Annotated in this window: 20 protein-coding genes and 1 riboswitch; of the genes, 9 read left to right on the forward strand and 11 right to left on the reverse strand. The window is 45.8% G+C overall.

What is annotated here, in order from left to right:
• Positions 1–2 precede the first annotated feature (2 nt).
• The 4 genes from AB4585_RS10900 to radC form a co-directional block, all read right to left on the reverse strand.
• The gene (locus AB4585_RS10900) at positions 3–527 is read right to left on the reverse strand and encodes a hypothetical protein (protein ID WP_372158117.1); all 525 of its coding nucleotides are present in this window, start codon (positions 525–527) and stop codon (positions 3–5) included.
• A 204-nt stretch (positions 528–731) separates the two neighbouring features.
• Positions 732–899 (reverse strand): 50S ribosomal protein L33, encoded by a 168-nt coding sequence (rpmG, locus tag AB4585_RS10905; RefSeq protein ID WP_002535344.1) that lies wholly within the window; start codon positions 897–899, stop codon positions 732–734.
• A gap of 13 nt (positions 900–912) precedes the next feature.
• A complete protein-coding gene (gene rpmB, locus AB4585_RS10910) occupies positions 913–1149 on the reverse strand; it encodes a 50S ribosomal protein L28 (RefSeq protein WP_004728407.1) in 237 nt (78 codons plus the stop codon).
• Between the two features lie 291 nt (positions 1150–1440).
• Positions 1441–2115 (reverse strand): DNA repair protein RadC, encoded by a 675-nt coding sequence (radC, locus tag AB4585_RS10915; RefSeq protein ID WP_029236389.1) that lies wholly within the window; start codon positions 2113–2115, stop codon positions 1441–1443.
• A 223-nt stretch (positions 2116–2338) separates the two neighbouring features.
• On the opposite strand from radC, the gene coaBC reads away from it, so the two are divergent.
• From coaBC to lpxL, 3 genes are all read left to right on the forward strand, one after another.
• On the forward strand, positions 2339–3580 hold the full coding sequence (gene coaBC, locus AB4585_RS10920; protein WP_372149076.1) for a bifunctional phosphopantothenoylcysteine decarboxylase/phosphopantothenate--cysteine ligase CoaBC: 1242 nt from the start codon (positions 2339–2341) through the stop codon (positions 3578–3580).
• Positions 3581–3719: 139 nt separating this feature from the next.
• Positions 3720–4310, forward strand: coding sequence for a nucleoid occlusion factor SlmA (gene slmA / locus AB4585_RS10925; RefSeq protein ID WP_004741428.1), 591 nt, complete (start codon positions 3720–3722; stop codon positions 4308–4310).
• Between the two features lie 39 nt (positions 4311–4349).
• On the forward strand, positions 4350–5330 hold the full coding sequence (lpxL, locus tag AB4585_RS10930; protein WP_017059266.1) for an LpxL/LpxP family Kdo(2)-lipid IV(A) lauroyl/palmitoleoyl acyltransferase: 981 nt from the start codon (positions 4350–4352) through the stop codon (positions 5328–5330).
• Positions 5331–5407: 77 nt separating this feature from the next.
• On the opposite strand, the gene pyrE is transcribed toward lpxL, so the two are convergent.
• Complete coding sequence (gene pyrE / locus AB4585_RS10935; RefSeq protein WP_017059267.1) at positions 5408–6049, reverse strand: orotate phosphoribosyltransferase; 642 nt, start codon at positions 6047–6049, stop codon at positions 5408–5410.
• Between the two features lie 107 nt (positions 6050–6156).
• Positions 6157–6873, reverse strand: a complete 717-nt coding sequence (gene rph, locus AB4585_RS10940) for a ribonuclease PH (RefSeq protein ID WP_009847983.1) — start codon at positions 6871–6873, stop codon at positions 6157–6159.
• A gap of 248 nt (positions 6874–7121) precedes the next feature.
• Here rph and AB4585_RS10945 point away from each other — a divergent pair, with 248 nt between their 5' ends.
• Positions 7122–7988, forward strand: a complete 867-nt coding sequence (locus AB4585_RS10945; RefSeq protein WP_048618554.1) for a YicC/YloC family endoribonuclease — start codon at positions 7122–7124, stop codon at positions 7986–7988.
• Positions 7989–8320: 332 nt separating this feature from the next.
• Here the strand turns inward: AB4585_RS10945 and AB4585_RS10950 are convergent, their stop codons facing one another.
• The 3 genes from AB4585_RS10950 to AB4585_RS10960 form a co-directional block, all read right to left on the reverse strand.
• On the reverse strand, positions 8321–8533 hold the full coding sequence (locus tag AB4585_RS10950) for a cold-shock protein (protein ID WP_017071067.1): 213 nt from the start codon (positions 8531–8533) through the stop codon (positions 8321–8323).
• 311 nt (positions 8534–8844) lie between these two features.
• Entirely contained in the window at positions 8845–9270 is a 426-nt protein-coding gene (locus AB4585_RS10955; RefSeq protein ID WP_017062464.1) for a phosphate-starvation-inducible protein PsiE, read from the reverse strand.
• 221 nt (positions 9271–9491) lie between these two features.
• On the reverse strand, positions 9492–10862 hold the full coding sequence (locus tag AB4585_RS10960; protein ID WP_017062465.1) for an NCS2 family permease: 1371 nt from the start codon (positions 10860–10862) through the stop codon (positions 9492–9494).
• Between the two features lie 58 nt (positions 10863–10920).
• Positions 10921–11020: riboswitch (purine riboswitch) on the reverse strand.
• A gap of 348 nt (positions 11021–11368) precedes the next feature.
• Here AB4585_RS10960 and gmk point away from each other — a divergent pair.
• The 4 genes from gmk (at position 11369) to recG (ending at position 16806) form a co-directional block, all read left to right on the forward strand.
• The gene (gene gmk / locus AB4585_RS10965; protein ID WP_017062466.1) at positions 11369–11992 is read left to right on the forward strand and encodes a guanylate kinase; all 624 of its coding nucleotides are present in this window, start codon (positions 11369–11371) and stop codon (positions 11990–11992) included.
• Positions 11993–12111: 119 nt separating this feature from the next.
• Positions 12112–12384 carry a DNA-directed RNA polymerase subunit omega gene (gene rpoZ, locus AB4585_RS10970; RefSeq protein ID WP_009848003.1) on the forward strand — a complete coding sequence of 91 codons (273 nt, stop codon included), beginning with the start codon at positions 12112–12114 and terminating at the stop codon, positions 12382–12384.
• A gap of 39 nt (positions 12385–12423) precedes the next feature.
• On the forward strand, positions 12424–14550 hold the full coding sequence (gene spoT / locus AB4585_RS10975) for a bifunctional GTP diphosphokinase/guanosine-3',5'-bis pyrophosphate 3'-pyrophosphohydrolase (protein WP_017062467.1): 2127 nt from the start codon (positions 12424–12426) through the stop codon (positions 14548–14550).
• Positions 14551–14727: 177 nt separating this feature from the next.
• On the forward strand, positions 14728–16806 hold the full coding sequence (gene recG / locus AB4585_RS10980) for an ATP-dependent DNA helicase RecG (protein ID WP_372169811.1): 2079 nt from the start codon (positions 14728–14730) through the stop codon (positions 16804–16806).
• 276 nt (positions 16807–17082) lie between these two features.
• Here the strand turns inward: recG and envZ are convergent, their stop codons facing one another.
• Positions 17083–18378, reverse strand: a complete 1296-nt coding sequence (gene envZ / locus AB4585_RS10985) for a two-component system sensor histidine kinase EnvZ (protein WP_102398527.1) — start codon at positions 18376–18378, stop codon at positions 17083–17085.
• A 153-nt stretch (positions 18379–18531) separates the two neighbouring features.
• The gene (gene ompR, locus AB4585_RS10990; RefSeq protein WP_008218409.1) at positions 18532–19251 is read right to left on the reverse strand and encodes a two-component system response regulator OmpR; all 720 of its coding nucleotides are present in this window, start codon (positions 19249–19251) and stop codon (positions 18532–18534) included.
• A 178-nt stretch (positions 19252–19429) separates the two neighbouring features.
• Between ompR and greB the strand changes: the two genes are divergently transcribed.
• Positions 19430–19912: a transcription elongation factor GreB gene (gene greB, locus AB4585_RS10995; RefSeq protein ID WP_017062470.1), complete on the forward strand. Its 483-nt coding sequence runs from the start codon at positions 19430–19432 to the stop codon at positions 19910–19912.
• Positions 19913–20346: the final 434 nt, after the last annotated feature.

A 20346-nucleotide genomic window follows, 5' to 3' on the forward strand; every position in this document is an offset into this window, starting at 1 on the left:
AGTTAGTCGTCCGATTTAGAGGAGTGGTTAGCGTTAAAGCTTGGAAACAGGTAGCTCTCTTCAATAGACACCGCCAACCACTGATCATTCCAGTTTTTTAACAACCAGAACTCAGGCAATTGATAATAGGTAATACGCTGGGGCTCTTCTTGGTCTTGATACCATACTTCGATGGTGTGTGGTGTATTTAACCGAGGCGTAAGGTCTGTGTAGGTCTGTGAGTCGACTTCCGTGCCCACAAGCTCTTTCCAACGTTGTGACAGCTCTTGTGCATTGGTGGCTTGAGGAAAGTCAGTATCTTCGAACTGGTAAACCCATTGATTATCTTGTTGAATGACAGACCACTTAGCAAAGTGTAACGCTTGAAGCTTTGCTGTTGGGTTCAGGAGATAAGGATAAGGGCTCTCAACCTGAGGCTCAGGTTCGATAAGGTACGCTTTGATCAATGTTGGAAGGTTTAACACGCCAATAAAAGCGATCACACTGAACATGAGTATGTTGTTCCACCGGCGTCCACGATATCTCATCTGATTCTGCTCATCTAACCTATTGAACATTCAGTATATCGTGAAAGTGGCAATACTTTCTATGTTGTACAGATTTCTATCTATCAGAGGCTATATCAAGCAAGAATAATTGAGTTCCTCAAATTGTAGATATAAAAAAACCCAGCGATTAAACTGGGTTTTTCAATTCTTTCTTCTACTGAAGAAGAGCAAAAAAAGCATCAATTACTTGATTTTAGCTTCTTTGTACATAACGTGTTGGCGAACTACTGGATCAAACTTTTTGATCTCAAATTTGCCTGGCATGTTACGCTTGTTCTTATCAGTTGTGTAGAAGTGACCAGTACCTGCAGAAGATACTAGACGAATTTTCTCACGAATGCCTTTAGCCATTGCTTAATTCCTCTTAAACGTTTTCGCCACGTGCACGGATATCAACAAGAACAGCATCGATGCCTTTCTTATCAATGATACGCATGCCTTTAGCAGTTAGACGTAGTTTAACAAAACGTTTTTCGCTCTCTACCCAGAAACGATGAGTTTGTAGGTTCGGCAGAAAACGGCGCTTAGTAGCATTGCGTGCGTGTGAACGGTTGTTACCCGTTACTGGACGCTTACCAGTTACTTGGCATACTCGGGACATGAATGTCTTCTCCAATCGTTTCAGCTCGATATCAACCTTGGTGGCCGAACCTCTCTATCAATTAAAATAGAAGGTAAAAACCGTTATGGAAAATCCATACAAGGCTATCAAAGGTCGCGCATTATACTAACTTGACACGCATTGCTCAAGACCCGAACAGATCCTTTTTACGGATTTCGTGATCTTTTTTTGTGCAGCGCAGCTTGCTTGAGTAATCAGAGCTGATTTTAGGTCTAAAAATGTGGCCGGAATAATAGCAGATTTAACGCAACTAACAACCTAAAATGTGATTCAAATCCATCCACGCTCTGCAAAAGAGACAACTTCGCCATCTCCAACCACAAAATGGTCGAGTATTCGTATGTCCACCAGCGCTAATGCATCGGTTAATCGGCGTGTAATCCGCCTATCCGCTTGGCTGGGTTCCGCAACACCCGAAGGATGGTTATGAGCCAAGATTAATGCCGCCGCATTGTGATGAAGTGACCGTTTAACCACTTCCCGCGGGTAAACCGATGCGGCATCGATGGTTCCTTCAAACATCACCTCGTCCTTTATTACCCTATTTTGGTTATCGAGGAACAATATATAGAAGGCTTCTCGCTGGCGATCACGCAACATGCTCGAAAGATAAAGCTTAGTATGGCTAGGGCTCGTAAGCGCATCTCCACGAGATAAAGTCTCTGCTAGATAACGCTGCGTCATCTCTAATACAGCCTGCAATTGAACATACTTGGCCTGCCCCATCCCTTTATGAGCACAAAACTCTTCCTGTGTTGCTGAAAAAAGATGACGGAGTGAGCCAAAGTCTTTGATCAACTTGTCAGCGAGTTCCAAGACGTTCATTCCTTGTGTCCCTGTTCGCAGGAATATCGCGAGCAGTTCAGCATCACTCAAAGAATCAGGCCCTCTATTTAACAACTTTTCTCTCGGCATCGATTCGGCAGGTATTTTATCTATTGGCATATAAAGACAATCATTGGTCATGAACACAACCCATCACCTTAATGAGATCGTAATCAGAGATCCTTCGATAGAGATCAAAGGAAACGAGACACTAACAAAATCGTGTAATTGATAAGTTTGATAACACCAACTTGATGAGCGTCAACTCTGTTCGAGTTCTGCTTCTAGGCACTAATCCTTTGTTCTGATATCGTAAGTCCCAGAGAAATTAAGGAACAGAATCATGCAAACATTGGTTAATCAACTGGATAACGCTGACCTACAAGGCCTAGCTGGGAAAAAAATCCTACTTGGCATTAGTGGTGGTATCGCTGCGTATAAATGTGCCGAACTGACTCGACGCTTAATTGAGCGTGGGGCGCAAGTACAAGTCGTGATGACAAATGCAGCCAAGGAGTTCATCACTCCTCTCACCATGCAAGCCGTCTCTGGAAGGCCAGTGTCTGATAGTTTGCTTGATCCTGCTGCTGAGGCTTCCATGGGGCACATCGAGCTCGCAAAGTGGGCTGACTTGGTATTACTAGCGCCAGCAACCGCAGACCTGATTGCTCGTATGACAGCGGGCATGGGTAACGACCTACTGACCACTTTGGTTTTAGCAACCGATGCGCCAGTTGCGGTATCTCCGGCAATGAACCAACAAATGTACAGCCACCCTGCGACTCAAGAGAACATTGCGACACTAAAACGTCGTGGTTGTGAAGTTTGGGGGCCAGCGGCTGGCGAGCAAGCGTGTGGTGATGTCGGTATGGGTCGTATGTTAGAGCCAATGCAGCTCGTGCATCGCTGTGAAGACTTCTTCCAACCTAAGCCACTTGCTGGCCGTTCTGTGCTTATTACTGCAGGCCCGACTCGTGAAGCGATTGACCCGGTGCGTTACATTACCAACCACAGCTCGGGCAAGATGGGCTATGCACTGGCTAAAGCAGCCGCGAAACAAGGCGCAACAGTGACTCTAATCAGCGGCCCTGTTTCATTAGCAACGCCAAATAAAGTTAATCGTATTGATGTCGACAGCGCACAACAGATGTTTGATGCCGTTACTGCTAACGCTTCTCAACACGATATTTTCATCAGCTGCGCCGCAGTTGCCGATTACCGCCCTGAGACCATTGCAGACCAAAAGCTTAAAAAGGTCGACGGTAAAGACGACATGACCATTCAAATGGTTAAAAACCCAGATATTGTCGCTTCTGTCGCTTCAATGACCGAAGGTCGCCCATTTACTGTCGGCTTCGCAGCAGAAACTCAAGATGTTGAGAAGTACGCACGCGGTAAACTGGAAAGAAAGAACCTCGATATGATCTGCGCCAACGACGTCTCAGTTGAAGGCCAAGGCTTCAATAGCAGTAGCAATGAGCTGCACCTTTATTGGAAAGGCGGCGATAAATCTCTGCCACTGGAAAGCAAAGACACACTTGGTTTCCAGATCCTCGATCAGATCCAACAGCTTATTAATGTATAAACGCACAAATTTGCTCTGATAATCTGCTGACACCTCTCGATTCTGTTGACCTAGGGCTTACAAAACTAGGAAACAGAATTGAATGGTGTTTATAATCCTTCTTCACTCAATCCTCATCTTTAGGAAAGGAAGTAAATAGATGGCTGGTACTCGAAAATCAAACCGTCGTGAAGAAATCCTACAAGCTCTCGCACAAATGTTGGAATCGACCGAAGGTGCTTCTCGTATCACAACGGTAAAGTTGGCCAAGCAAGTGGGTGTTTCTGAAGCTGCGTTATACCGCCACTTCCCAAGCAAAGCCCGCATGTTTGAAGGCCTGATCGAGTTCATTGAAGAAGCGTTGATGTCTCGAATCAACCGTATTCTGGATGAAGAGAAAGACACGCTAGAGCGCATACGCCTAGTACTACAACTTATCTTAGTTTTCTCAGAACGTAACCCAGGCCTGACTCGAATTTTATCTGGTCATGCTCTAATGTTTGAAAATGAACGCCTGCGTGATCGCATCAACCAACTTTTCGAACGCATTGAGACGCAACTTCGCCAGATCCTGCGTGAAAGAAAGCTTCGTGAAGGGAAATCATTCCCGGTTGATGAGAAAATCTTAGCCGCTCAACTGCTCGGTCAAGTTGAAGGCAGCTTGAATCGATTTGTTCGCTCAGACTTCAAATATCAACCAACAGAAAACTTTGATGCTTATTGGGCTCTGCTAAGCGCTCAGATTAAGTAACAATCAAATTAAGTAGCAATCAAATCTTAAGTGATGGTTATGACGACGAAAACTTCTCCGACAAACAGCACTGCACAACATGTTATTACTAAGCCACCCTTTACTCTGGCGTTACTCCACCCTAAATACTGGGGAGTATGGTTCGGTTTTGGGTTATTGGCGCTTATCGTTAACGTTCTCCCTTATCGCCTCTTACTGCTGTTAGGCCGATCGTTAGGCTCTTTGGGGGCTCGCTATGGTAAAAAGCGCGTCGCGGTAGCAACACGTAATTTGGAGCTCGCCTTCCCAGACAAGCCAGCAGATGAAGTCGCGGCAATGGTCAGTGAGAACTTCAAGAACACCGGTATGGCACTCATCGAAACGGGCATTACCTGGTTTTGGCCAACGTGGCGTTTCAAGCGCATCCTAGTAGATAAAGACACCCAAACACTGCGTACGCACAAAGCTAACGGTAAAGGTGTTCTTCTATGCTGTGTGCATGCCTTAAACCTAGAGATCACTGCGCGAGCAATGGCTGTTCTCGGTATTTCAGGTTTAGGTGTTTATCGCCCGCACAACAATCCGGCTTATGAATTCATTCAATACCGTGGTCGTACTCAAAACGGCAACCGCCTGATTCACCGTAAAGACGTGAAGCGTATGATTCGAATCCTGCGTCAGGGTGAGATCCTTTTCTACCTACCGGATCATGATTACGGTCGTAACAAGTCTGTGTTTGTGCCTTTCTTCGCTGTAGAAGATGCATGTACTACAACAGGCACTAGTATTCTGGCTTATACGAGCCGATGCGCACTTGTTCCGGGTTCTGGTTTTAGAAATGCCGATGGCAAGTATGAGATCATGGCCGATGAATCGATCGAAGATGACTATCCACAGAAAGATGAGAAAGCGGCTGCCGCCTACATGAACCGCTACCTTGAGAAGATTATCTTAAGAGCACCAGAACAGTGGATGTGGCTGCACAAGCGCTTTAAGACCATGGAAGACCCAGAAGTGGAGCGCGGCATTCGTTATAAATAATGAATACTGAACCAAAAGAAAAGGGGCTGATGAATCATCAGCCCCTTGTGCATTCTATAGTCTAATTACGAGTAGTATTAGATGCCGTATTGAGCGCGGTACGCTTTTACTGACTCTAGATGTGCTGCGTCTGTGCCTTTCTCTTCAAGGAAAGTCACCAAGTCAGTCAGGCTAACGATTGAGATAATCGCACAACCGAAGTCACGCTCAACTTCTTGAATCGCAGACAGTTCGCCTTTGCCCTTCTCTTGACGGTCGATAGCAACAAGCACGCCCGCTAAATCAGCGCCATTTGCTTGGATGATTTCCATCGACTCACGAATCGCAGTACCTGCAGTGATCACGTCGTCCACTAACATGATGCGACCTTCAAGCGCGCTACCGACAAGGTTGCCACCTTCACCGTGGTTTTTCGCTTCTTTGCGGTTGAAGCAGTAGGGCGTGTCTACATCGTGGTGATCCGCTAGTGCAACCGCTGTCGTCGTTGCAATTGGGATACCTTTGTATGCAGGACCAAATAGTACATCAAACTCAATGCCAGAATCAGCCAATGCTGCTGCGTAGAAGCGACCTAAGCGCGCTAGGTCACGACCTGTATTAAACAATCCAGCATTGAAGAAGTAAGGGCTCTTGCGGCCAGACTTTAAAGTAAACTCACCAAACTTAAGTACTTCTTTCTCTAGTGCAAATTCAATAAATTCACGTTGATATGCTTTCATGCTCATCCTCTATGTTTACTCAATAAAACTTAACTTACGCCCTGTACCACCCTTTCAGGTTTTACAGACAAAAAAATAGCCCCCAAATTGGGAGCTATTAAAAATGACTAGTCGGCCAACGCAGCTTTCTGCGCTTCAACAATATCAGCAATGCCCTTATTCGCCAGGGCTAAAAGCTGCATCAACTCTTCGTGGCTGAACGGTTCGCCTTCTGCGGTACCTTGAATCTCAATCATCTTACCGTCTTCCGTCATTACAACGTTCATGTCGGTATCGGCTGCTGAGTCTTCAACGTACTCAAGGTCACACAGTGCTTGTGCACCAACGATGCCCACTGAAACTGCCGCTACGTGGCCTTTCATTGGGTTCTTTTTCAGTTTGCCGCTTGCTAGTAGGCTGTTGATAGCATCAGCCATTGCAACGCTTGCACCTGAGATAGAAGCAGTACGAGTACCGCCGTCTGCTTGGATAACATCACAATCGACAGTGATCATAATTTCACCCATTACTTTCAGGTCAACAACAGCACGTAGGCTACGAGCGATCAGACGTTGGATTTCCATCGTACGACCACCTTGCTTGCCGCTCGCCGCTTCACGACGGTTACGAGTGTGCGTTGCACGTGGCAGCATGCCGTATTCAGCCGTTACCCAACCCTTTCCTTGGCCTTTTAACCAACGCGGTACGTTTTCTTCTACCGTCGCATTACATAGAACTTTAGTGTTGCCGAACTCAACTAATACAGAACCTTCAGCATAAGCTGTGTAGTTACGAGTAATTTTAATTGGACGAATTTGATCTACAGCGCGGTCATTTGGACGCATTGGTATCTACCTTATTAACAGTCTGAAGTGATTTACTATCGAAAGAGTGCATCACCTAAGAAAGGGGTGAGACAGTTTTGATTGGGGCAAGATTATATAGCAGTTTATCGTGCAAATCTATTTACCGTTCAAAGCTATTTATCACGAAAGGCTATTTACAGTGAAAAGCGACAGGCTTCGAGAGCACACCATATCGTGATACTATGCGTGCGCGTTATTTTCAGAATGATAAAAGACAGGAAAATTCGATGATTTATAGTATGACCGCGTACGCACGCAAAGAAGTAAAAGGCGATTGGGGCACAGCAGTATGGGAAATCCGTAGTGTAAACCAACGCTACCTAGAAACTTACTTCCGTATGCCTGAACAGTTCCGTGGTTTAGAGCCAATCTTGCGTGAGCGTTTCCGTAAGCGTCTTGCACGCGGTAAGGTTGAATGTAACCTACGCTTTGAAGCAAACCCTGCTGCAAAGGGAGAACTAAGCATTAACGAAGGTTTGGCTCAGCAAGTAATCAATGCGGCGAACCAAGTAATGACGATGACTGGCGAAGAGAGCCGTTTGAACCCATTCCAAGTCATGAACTGGCCTGGTGTGATGGAAACGCCAGAGCAAGACATGGATGCCATCAACAAAGACCTACTTGAAGCATTCAACGATGCTATCGCAGAGTTCATTGATGCTCGTGCTCGTGAAGGTGAGAACATGAAGGCGCTAATCGTACAGCGCTTAGATGCAATCACTGAAGAAGTAGTGAAAGTTCGTGCACGCATGCCTGAGATCCTAGAGTGGCAACGTGAGCGTCTTCTTACCAAATTTGAAGATGCGAAAATCGAACTTGAAGGTTCTCGTGTTGAGCAAGAGCTTATCCTACTTGCGCAGAAGTCAGACGTAGCAGAAGAGCTAGACCGTCTAGATTCTCACGTGAAAGAAGCAAATGCAGTACTGAAGAAAGGTGGCGCTTGTGGCCGTAAGCTAGACTTCATGATGCAAGAGTTCAACCGTGAGTCAAACACGCTAGCGTCTAAGTCTATCAGCACAGACATCACAGCATCAGGCGTAGAGCTTAAGGTTCTTATCGAACAGATGCGTGAGCAGATCCAAAACATTGAATAACAGTCTGTAAGCTGTACACGATAAAGAATAATCAGCTTAATCAGTGTTGATTAGATCAAAATGAGCTCCTAATTTTAGGGGCTTTTTTTTATGGATACAGTAATAGTAATCAGGATGAGCAAGTGACTGGTTGTTACGTAGAAGGTTGAGTTAGAGCAAAGAACAGATACAACGATAGTTAGAACGAGATAACGGACGTAAAACAGGATTTTTGAATACTTAGAGAGGGTATTGCTAATGGAGAAGAGTGTTGCGGTAAAACTGAGGGGGGAAACAAATTTGAGAGAGAAAGTGACGCAAGTTGCTGTTGCAACCTGCGCCGACTTAAAATCTTATAGAGCTACAACGTTTGCAGCTTGAAGACCTTTTTGGCCTTGCTCTACTTCGAAAGACACTTGTTGGCCTTCTTTAAGAGTCTTGAAACCTTCAGAAGCGATTGCACGGAAGTGTACGAATACGTCAGCGCCGCCGTTGTCTTGAGTTAGGAAACCGAAGCCTTTCTCTTCGTTAAACCATTTTACTACGCCGTTTACTTTGTTAGACATGATGTGTCCCTTATATAAAAATAAAAAATTAATCGCCAAAAGTGCGATGCGCTGAAAGCTTGAATTATTTAATGTATCTATGAAGCTAAGGGAAACACTGAGAATAACAATGAAGCAATACTAAGGGTTCTACTTTACAACTGGATGTTTCATTTAATAACCCTGAGAACAGAGCGACGCCATTCTTGGTGATCTGAGCCTGCTTGTAAAGCGTTATTTGGACAATTTGATGTTTTTTTGTTCAACTGGCTTAAATTAAAAGCCCAACGATATCGTTGGGCTTCATTTATAAAACTTTAACCTTCAAAGTGTTACTCATCTGGCTGCTTGGTTCTAAGGTCTACATACGGCCAATAATGATGTCCAACACGAATCAACAATGTTGCCGCGGCCAAGATAAATGCCGCTAAAGATAACCAAACGATCAATACCGCATCGAGTTCTTTCATGCCCAAAGTGATGTAACGAGCAATCGCCATCATCGCGATATAGATCGGGTATCGCACTGGAATCTTACCGTTCATCACAAACTGCTGAACCATCGCCAACACTTCTAAATAGATGAACATCAGCAGAATGTCGGTCAATTGCACTCGGCGTTCAGCGAAGACATGCATGAACTCTTCGACCATCGCAAACAAGGTCGCGAGCGTGATCGCCACCAGCAATACCGCTTCCATAATGTGGAATACTTTTAAAAACGGCTTACTAAAAGATTTAGGTAAGTGAGAAGGCATAGTCACTCTTCAAAAAATAATTAATCCAGTCTCTACAATAGCATGCATCAATATAAGTCGCGTACTGTCAAAGCACCGACTTTAGGCTAACGCCATCAACTCATCGGTAACCAACATTAAGAAGCAACGGTAAAAAGCAACAAATACAAAAATGGCCCCGCATTCACTGCAGAGCCATCTGTTTGTCTTTTACTTAGCGACTTCTTAGTGACTAATTAGCCTTAAAGCAGAATCAGGTAAGTTAAGAACACCACACACAGTCCGTAGATAAGCGGGTGTACTTCTTTGCGCTTACCTGCCACAACCATTGTGAATGCGTAGCTGATGAAGCCCATCGCCATACCGTTCGCTGGAGAGAAGCTTAGCACTGTGAACATGATGGTAAAGAAGGCTGCAATGCGTGACTCTTTCTTTTCCCAGTTGATCTGACCAAGACGACCTACCATGTAGATGCCGACTACTACCATCGCCGGTGCAACCATTGCAGCCGAGAAGATAGAGAAGATTGGGTATAGGAATAGCGAGATTAGGAACAGACCAGCCACCATGACTGCTGCCAAACCCGTTTTTGCACCTTGAGAAGAAGCGATGCCAGACTCAGAGAAAGCAGTGATCGATGTGGTACCAAGAATTGAACCAATCACAGTACCGCCCGCATCTGCTACTAGAGCCGATTTCGCGTTTGGCACCTTGCCGTCTTTATCGATGATACCCGCATCACGGCCAACGCCGACAATGGTGCTCAAGCCATCAAAGAAATCGACAATCAAGAAAATAAGTACGATGAACAGTAAGTCGAACATTTTCTCTGGCGTGAAAGCAGAGAAATCGAAGATAGCGCCGAAGCTGCCAGCCATGCTTGGTGGCATAGCAATGAACTGCTCTGGGATTGGTGCGTTTGAAGTGCCCATGAAGACGTCAGCAAGAATCGTCAACACGATAGCAGAAACGAATGAGATGAACGTTGCTAGCTTGATGTCACGAACCATACAACCCAGTGCGATGAAGATGCTCACGTAAGCGATGATCACTTTTGGATCAGAAATGTCGCCTAAGCCTACCAATACGAATGGGTTAGAAACGATGATGCCCGCATTCTTAAGACCTAAGAAAGCAATGAACAGTCCGAGAGACACGGTAATCGCCAACTTCAAATCTTCAGGAATCGATTCAATCATCGATTTACGAATATTGGTCAATGAGAACGCAAGGTACAAAATACCAGATAGGAAGATACCGAACAGCGCTTCATTCCAAAGCACGGCAACAGATCCACTTAACAGCAGACCTTTGAAAAAGCCGTTCATACTCATGCCCGGCGCTAGCATTACAGGGTAGTTGCCCCAAATGCCCATAATTAGGGTTGCGATTGCCGCAGACAGAGCCGTTGCTGTAAACACGGCACCTTTGTCCATGCCTGGAATATCACCCAAAATTGCTGGGTTAACCGCCAGAATGTAACTCATCGCCAAGAAAGTAATGAAACCCGCGTACAGCTCAGTGCCAATCGTGGTTTTTCTTTCAGTGATTTTAAACATCGAATCAAGCGAGCCAGAGGTGTTCTGGGCTTTCAGGGTGGAATCGGTACTCACAACAAAACCTATGCAATAAATTAAGAATTTGGTGATTCAAATGCTGTGAGAATAGAGAGGTCTCTACACTAAAAACTGTAGTCACCAAGGTAGGCTCGGTAGTAGAAACATCTAGTCCATATCACTAGATATATACAGCATTTAATCGTTTGCGCGGATTGTAAGGATTGAGATTAAAACTTCAACAAATTTTGTCCAGATCACATAAAAAAGTACCGATGACGAGTCATTACATTTATACAAAGATCTTTGAGAAGATCATTTGCTGATAAATAACGATCAAGCCAGTTGTTCTCAATCATCTAAATATGCTACTCTTCGCCTCCATTTTTCTGACCTAATTTTCACCAGTTGCTTCTATTAGTTTTACTCGTTATCTCTTTATAGACGTAACCAACGGCACAATTAGTAGATGCGCCATCGGAACAAAAATTAGAGTCAGTGCTATCTTTTAAAGTGTAGGTTTATTGCCTTCACTCAATCCAACCAACAGTGGAAATATACAGATGGGCAAAGGTACTCTTTACATCGTATCTGCACCTAGTGGCGCAGGTAAGTCGAGCTTGATCTCAGCAATGCTAGAAACCAATCCAACCTACGCAATGAAGGTATCTGTTTCACACACCACTCGCGGTATGCGCCCTGGTGAAGAAAATGGTGTTCACTACCACTTCGTAGAGAAGCATCATTTTGAAGACCTTATTACTAAAGGTGAATTCCTAGAGTACGCTGAAGTGTTCGGCAACTACTACGGTACTTCACGCGTTTGGATTGAAGAAAACCTAAACCGCGGTATCGATGTATTCCTAGATATCGACTGGCAAGGTGCTCGTCAGATCCGTGAACAAATGCCTCAAGCGAAGAGTGTATTCATTCTTCCACCATCAAATGGTGAACTAGAGCGTCGTTTGAATGTTCGCGGTCAAGACAGCGACGAAGTTATTGCGAAACGCATGAGCGAAGCAAAATCAGAGATTTCTCACTATGCAGAATATGATTATGTGATCGTGAATGACGACTTTGATGCAGCCCTAATGGACTTCAGAGCTATCATTCGTGCGGAGCGCTTAAAAGAAGATAAGCAAGCAGCGAAATACAGCGGCATGCTTACTGCTTTATTAGCGGAATAATCTAGATCCCCTAGATTTTCTATTGAGATAAGTATACGGTGATCTAGAAAGTATCTAGTTAAACTTGTATACTTTCTCGTCATCAAAAATTTATTAGTTAATTACTATTTGGAGTCCTCATGGCACGCGTAACTGTTCAAGACGCTGTTGAAAAAGTTGGCAACCGTTTCGACCTAGTTCTTATTGCGGCTCGCCGCGCACGTCAAATGCAAACTGGCGGTAAAGATTCACTAGTGCCTGAAGAAAACGATAAGCCAACGGTTATCGCTCTTCGCGAAATCGAAGAAGGTCTTATCACTAAAGACGTACTAGATGCTCGTGAACGTCAAGAGCAACAAGAGCAAGAAGCGGCTGAACTTGCAGCAGTAAGCAGCATCGCTCACACTCGTTAAGAACGTCATTCGAACTAATTAACCTTCCGGGCCTTTAATTTGTATCTATTCGATAGCCTCAAAGACGTTGCCCAAGAATACCTAACAGAGCCTCAAATTGAGGCTCTGCGTCAATCTTATGTGGTAGCGAGAGACGCCCATGAAGGGCAAACCCGCTCAAGCGGTGAACCATACATTATCCACCCTGTAGCTGTTTCAAGAATCCTGGCAGAAATGCGTCTGGATATCGAAACCCTGCAAGCTGCTCTGCTTCATGATGTCATCGAAGACTGTGATGTCACTAAAGAAGATCTAGAGGAAAAATTTGGCAATACCGTTGCTGAATTGGTTGATGGTGTATCTAAGCTGGATAAGCTTAAATTTCGTGATCGCAAAGAAGCGCAAGCAGAGAACTTCCGCAAGATGGTTCTCGCCATGGTGCAAGACATCCGCGTTATCTTGATCAAATTAGCTGACCGTACTCACAACATGCGCACGCTTGGGGCACTTCGTCCTGACAAAAAGCGTCGTATTGCTCGTGAAACCCTAGAGATTTATTCTCCACTAGCTCACCGTCTTGGTATTCATAACATCAAGACCGAACTAGAAGAGCTGGGCTTTGAAGCCCTCTATCCTAACCGTTATCGCGTACTTAAAAACGTAGTGAAAGCTGCGCGTGGTAACCGTAAGGAAATGATCCAACGTATCCATAGCGAAATTGAAGGCCGCCTTGAAGAGGTCGGTTTGCCTGCTCGCGTACTTGGTCGTGAAAAAAACCTGTTCTCCATCTACAACAAGATGAAAACTAAAGAGCAGCGCTTCCACACCATTATGGACATCTACGCTTTCCGCGTCGTGGTTGATACCCCAGATACTTGTTATCGCGTACTTGGTCAGGCTCACAGCCTGTACAAGCCTCGCCCTGGCCGCATGAAAGATTACATTGCGGTACCAAAAGCCAACGGCTACCAATCTCTGCACACGTCAATGATCGGCCCTCACGGGGTGCCAGTTGAGGTTCAGATCCGTACTGAAGATATGGATCAAATGGCAGACAAAGGTGTCGCAGCGCACTGGTCTTACAAAGGCAACGGCTCACGCAGCAGTAATGGCACAACCGCACAGGTTAAAGCACAACGTTGGATGCAGAGCTTACTTGAGCTGCAACAAAGCGCGGGTAACTCATTCGAATTCATTGAAAACGTTAAGTCTGATCTGTTCCCAGATGAGATCTTCGTGTTCACGCCGAAGGGTCGCATTGTCGAGCTTCCGGCAGGCGCAACAGCGGTCGATTTTGCTTACGCGGTGCATACCGATGTCGGCAACATGTGTGTAGGTGCTCGTGTAGACATGAACCCTTACCCACTCAGCAAATCACTGAAGAACGGTCAAACCATTGAGATCATCAGTGCTCCGGGCGCACGCCCGAACGCAGCATGGCTCAACTACGTGGTGACATCGCGTGCACGTACTAAGATCCGTCAGGTTCTGAAAACGATGCGTCGTGAAGAGTCGATCACGCTAGGCCGTCGTCTACTGAATCATGCACTTGGCGAACACTCTATTGGCGATATCGGCCAAGAGAATATCGACCACGTATTGTCTGATCTTCGCCTAGACAATGTTGAAGACTTACTGGCATCGATTGGTCTTGGTGAGCTGATGAGTATCGTTATTGCTCGTCGTCTACTGGGTGATGCTGACGAACTGACTGAAGTGGAAAACAACAGCGACACACCAAGGAAGAAATTGGCTATCCGTGGTGCTGAAGGTCTACTACTGACGTTCGCTAACTGTTGTCACCCAATTCCAGATGATCACATCATTGCCCATGTATCGCCAGGTCGTGGCCTTGTGGTTCACCGTGAAACGTGTCCAAACGTTCGTGGTTACCAGAAAGAACCAGACAAATACATGGCGGTTGAATGGTCTGACGATTACGACCAAGAGTTCACTGCTGAACTTCAGGTTGATCTGCAGAATCACCAAGGTGCACTGGCTGAGTTAACTAACGTTATCTCGAAAACAGGCTCGAACATTCACGGTATTTCAACTGAAGAACGTGATGGACGCCTGTACACAGTGACTATCTTGCTGACCACCAAAGATCGTGTTCATCTTGCAAGTATTATGAAAAAGCTACGTGTGATGCCACACGCGCTGAAAGTAAGACGTCGTAAGAACTAACGTTTAAACTTGATAATAGTTTTGCCAAGAATTTAAATCCCCTTAATGCTTTATCGCTTAAGGGGATTTTTATAACCGTAATCCTAGTATTTACCGCGCTCCCTCCCATTCCTGCCTGTACAAAAATCCAGTAAAATGCTTGAATAGATCATCTCTCTTACGTTTATGAGCCTTGTTATGTCACAGCTTTTATCTGCTATCCCTCTCAACTCTTTATCTGGAGTCGGCGCTAAAGTCGCAGAGAAACTGGAAAAGGTTGGGCTTAACAACGTACAAGATCTGCTTTTTCACCTCCCTTTGCGCTATGAAGATAGAACACGTATCTACCCCATCGTAAAACTGCACGCGGGCTTATGGGCTGCAGTGCAAGGCAAGGTCATGCATGTCGATACCATTTTCGGTAAACGTAAGATGTTGGCGGTAAAGATCAGCGATGGTAACGGCACCATTACCCTACGCTTTTTCAACTTCACCGCAGGTATGAAGAACAACTTTGCTGAAGGCAAACAAGTGCATGCCTACGGTGAGATCAAGCGCGGTAACATGGGGCTGGAGATTGTCCATCCCGACTACAAATTCTTTGCGCCTAGGCAACAGCCAGATGTTGAAGCCAATCTGACTCCGGTGTACCCAACCACCGAAGGGCTAAGACAAGTCACGCTGCGTAATCTTACCGATCAAGCCTTAGAGCTAATCGACAAGGCCGCAGTTAACGAGCTTCTCCCATCAGGTTTATACGACCACCAAATTACCCTCGCACAAGCACTGCATACCATTCACAGGCCGCCCCCGGGCATTGACCTAGAGCTGTTTGATGAAGGCAAGCACCCTGCGCAACTGCGCCTAATTATGGAAGAGTTACTGGCTCAAAACCTGTCTATGTTGTCTGTTCGTAGCAAAGGGCAGCAAGACAAAGCGATGCCTTTCCCTCCGGTAAACATCCTCAAAGATAAGTTGTTAGCTCAACTTCCGTTTTCACCAACCAATGCTCAAGTAAGGGTGACTAAAGAGATCGAAGCCGACCTTGAAAAGCCACACCCTATGATGCGTTTAGTACAGGGTGATGTAGGTTCAGGTAAAACCTTAGTCGCCGCACTGGCGGCGGTTCGCGCATTGGAACACGGTCAACAAGTAGCACTTATGGCACCCACTGAACTACTCGCAGAACAACACGCGATTAACTTTGCCAACTGGTTTGAGGCAATGGGTATTCAAGTTGGATGGCTAGCAGGTAAGCTCAAAGGCAAAGCTCGTGAAACTGAACTAACACGTATTGCCAGTGGCGAAGCGCAAATGGTGGTCGGTACTCATGCCCTGTTCCAAGAGCATGTCGAGTTCAAAAACCTTGGTTTAGTGATCATTGATGAACAGCACCGATTTGGTGTCCACCAGCGATTAGAGCTACGTGAGAAAGGTGCAAAGCAAGGCTACTACCCCCATCAGTTGGTGATGACGGCAACGCCGATTCCGCGAACGCTCGCCATGACCGCCTATGCCGATCTCGCAACCTCAATCATTGATGAGCTACCACCGGGACGAACACCGATTCAAACCGTAGCGATCCCTGATACTAAACGTGATGATATTGTCGAACGGGTGCGTAATGCGTGTCTCAATGAAGGCAAACAAGCCTACTGGGTATGTACGCTAATTGATGAATCCGAAGTATTAGAAGCGCAAGCCGCGGCCGACACTGCAGAAGAGCTACAACGCAAACTGCCTGACGTAAAAATTGGTTTAGTCCATGGCCGTATGAAACCCGCCGAGAAACAGGCGGTGATGAGAGAGTTCAAAGAGAACAAGCTGCATCTATTGGTTGCGACAACCGTGATTGAAGTGGGCGTGGATGTTCCGAATTCGAGCTTAATGATCATCGAGAACCCAGAACGTCTTGGCCTAGCGCAACTGCACCAACTGCGTGGCCGTGTCGGCCGAGGTTCGGTCGCAAGTCATTGTGTATTGTTGTATCACTCTCCGCTGTCTAAAACCGCTCAGAAACGCCTAGGTGTGCTACGTGAAAGTAACGATGGCTTTGTGATTGCACAGCGCGACTTAGAAATCCGTGGCCCCGGTGAATTGCTCGGTACCAAACAAACTGGCTTGGCTGATTTCAAGATCGCCGATCTAATTCGTGACCAACGTTTGATACCTGAAGTGCAGCGTATTGCGCGTCATATTCACGATAGCTACCCAGACAATGCTAAGGCGATCATCAACCGTTGGTTGGGTGAACGCGATGTTTACTCTAAGGCGTAGTTAACACTAAGGCATAGTTAACACTGAGACCGTATTCAAACGTAAAAAAGGCTTCCTCAAGGAAGCCTTTTTAGTGTGCGTTACTTTCATCAAGCAAGAGCGAGATTCCCTATTCGCTCGTTCCTCACGATAGGGAATGACGATCAAAGTAAACTTTCATCATCAAAGTCCATGGTTAGCAATTCGTCATCCTCGGAGAGGGAAGAATGACCGAGTCGGGGATCTCTTAACCGTTCCCCGAACCGAACTTATCGTCATCAAACGGACCGATGATAACTAGGGCTTAACCGGGAAACTGATCTGCGCTTTTAAGCCACCTTCACTGCGGTTATTGACCACAACAGCACCTTGATGCTGGCTAACGATACGTTTCACAATTGCTAAGCCCAAGCCCGTTCCTTCGCTACCACGAGCCGTGTCACCACGCGTGAAAGGTTCAAACAGCTTTCCGATCTGGTCTTGTGGAATACCCGGCCCGTTATCTTCTACCGTCACCCAAGCAAGCTTGTTATCCGCCGTCATACCAGTTGATACCTTGACCCAACCATTACCGTAACGCAGCGCATTCACCACCAAGTTGCTCACAGCACGCTTCATCGCGATCGGATTACCTAGCGCTGGCTTCATCGATTCTGGAATATCGGTTTCAATCTGAACCTCGTAGCCACCCTCAGAGCTCGATACCTCACGAGCAATATCATCGACAAACACCGCTTGGAATGAATCTCGGTCGACAGGCTTTAGGTAATCCATGAACTGGCTGATGATTTCATTACACTCTTCGGTATCACTGATAATCCCCTCAGCTAAGTAGGCATCCTCTGGTGACATCATCTCAGTCGCTAAGCGAATACGCGTTAACGGAGTACGTAAATCATGGCTGATACCCGCCATCAACAAGGCGCGGTCTTCTTCTAGCTCTTGGATGCCTTTCGACATCTGGTTAAAGGCTCGAGTTACCGAGCGAATCTCTTGTGCGCCTTGAACTGGCAATGGCGGTGGAATATCACCTCGCCCGACACCTTGCGCCGCTTTCTCTAGCGCTATCAACGGACGGTTTTGCAATCGGATAAACAGCCAACCACCTGCGACAATCAACAGCGCCATGATCAGACTGTTACGAAACAGTGGTGCAAAATCCTCTTCTTGCAGCTCTGATAACGGAATACGAATTAAAGAGTTGGGTAACTGCGCAATGTCCATCCAAAGCACATAGCTCTCTTTACCCAAGATCAGCCGCACTTCAGTTTCAGAACCCAGCTCCTTGGTCATCTCCTCACTCATCAGGTCGATTGCGACCGCATGGTAATACTCACCCGCCGCTTCGCTGCCCTTGGCGTGAACGGTTACCCCGAGCTGTTCAAGCACACGCTGACGCAATGGCGCATCGATCTCGATATCACTGCCTTGGTCCAATACCAGGTTTAGCTCGTGAGCCAAAATCTTATTAAACTGCTGCAAACTTGGCATCAACGCATAGTTAAACACCGCGTAATAAGAAAAAATTTGGCTAGCGACCAATAGCGTTAAGAAAAGCACTATCGACTGAGTAAAGGAGCTACGTATACGCATGGGGCACCCGAGATGTAGAAAGATAAAGAAAGTGTTATATGACTATAACTCTAAACCATTGTGCTGAATAGAAAACGGGCCATCGCATATTAATGAGATGACCCGTAAGATTCACAGAATCGATAAAGCTACTGTAGAGCTTATTAAGCTGAATTACACAGCTTTGCCATCTGGAACGAATACATAACCCAAGCCCCACACCGTTTGGATGTAGCGAGGTTTGCTTGGATCTTCTTCAACTAAACGACGCAGACGTGAAATCTGAACATCGATAGAACGTTCCATTGCTGAATACTCACGGCCACGAGCCATGTTCATCAGCTTATCGCGAGACATTGGCTCACGAGCATTCGTTACCAAGGACTTAAGAACCGCAAATTCACCCGAAGTAAGCGGCATTGGCTCTTCACCGCGGAACATTTCGCGAGTACCTAAGTTCAAGCGGAACTCACCAAACTCAACCACAGACTCTTCTGTGCTTGGTGCACCCGGCGCTTCAATGACTTGGCGACGCAGTACAGCTTTAATACGAGCAAGCAGTTCACGTGGATTAAATGGTTTTGGCAGGTAATCATCAGCACCCACTTCCAAGCCCACAATGCGATCCACTTCATCACCCTTTGCAGTAAGCATCAGGATTGGTAGCGAGTTGTTTGCGTTTCGTAGACGACGACAGATCGATAGACCATCTTCGCCCGGCAACATTAAATCCAATACCATCAAGTGAAAATTTTCACGGGTTAACAGGCGGTCCATCTGCTCACTGTTTGCCACGCTACGCACTTGAAAGCCCTGCTCTGACAGATAGCGCTCTAACAGTGCACGTAAACGAGCATCGTCATCGACCACTAAAATTTTGTAGTTTTCTTGCATGTAATGGTTCCACCTATTAAAGCTTAAACCTAAGGTTAAGCATTCTTGGTAAATTGTATATTGGTATAAGACATTAAAAATGTAACATTATTGGAGAAAAAGTCGCCTAAATAATTGTTAACGTATGTTGCCTTTCTATATATTCTATCTTAGATCATCATTTCATTAAGTCAGATTTATGAAAACCAAACTTATTACTCGAGAAGGTTATAACAAGCTCAAAGCAGAACATGACCACTTATGGCACGAGAAACGCCCTGAAATTACTAAGATAGTCACTTGGGCGGCAAGCCTTGGAGATCGCTCAGAAAACGCAGATTACACCTTCAATAAGCGTCTACTTCGTCAGATCGATCGCCGAGTGCGTTTTTTAAGAAAGTTCCTACCTGATGTCACGATCGTTGATTACTCGCCACAACAAGAAGGTAAGGTATTTTTCGGTGCTTGGGTCGAAATTGAGAATGATGATGGGGAAATTAAGAAGTTTCGAATTGTCGGCCCAGAAGAGATCTACGGCGATGCTAAAGGCTATATCTCTATCGACTCACCAATGGCTAGAGCTCTGCTCAAGAAAGAAGTAGATGACGAGTTTACGGTAAAAACACCGGAAGGCGACAAAGAGTGGTTCATTAACTCGATTCGCTACGCAGACAACGAATAACCAAACTTAATAAACACTTAGCGATAAACTGAGTGTTCAGCAAACCCAAACTCCAGATAAAAGAAAACCCCGCAAGGCTTTCGCCTAGCGGGGTTAAGTCTCTATCGCAGCAATCCGGCTACTGTTTATCTCTTCGAGATAAGGTGCTCCCTGCATCTTTCCTTGATAGTGGCTAAATCCTTTAACCAATTTCCTTTTTGTTCATCGCCATCCTAGCGGTGTCCATTCTAGCCTGTCATCCTGACTGGCGAATCTCATCCAGAGATTATCACTTCCTTGCTGACCACTCATCCTAAGTAATCAAATCTTCATCCTGAAGATACCTAGTCCATTAGGCTTTTTCCTGTTCCTGCCAACTCCCTGTCGACAAGTTAATATTACGGCAAATGGCCGTGTTTCCTAGATAGTCTTAAAAAACATTTCAGGTGAGAAAT

Origin of the sequence: Vibrio sp. 10N.222.49.C9, from assembly GCF_041474985.1 — a bacterium.
Classification (GTDB): Bacteria; Pseudomonadota; Gammaproteobacteria; order Enterobacterales; family Vibrionaceae; genus Vibrio; species Vibrio crassostreae_C.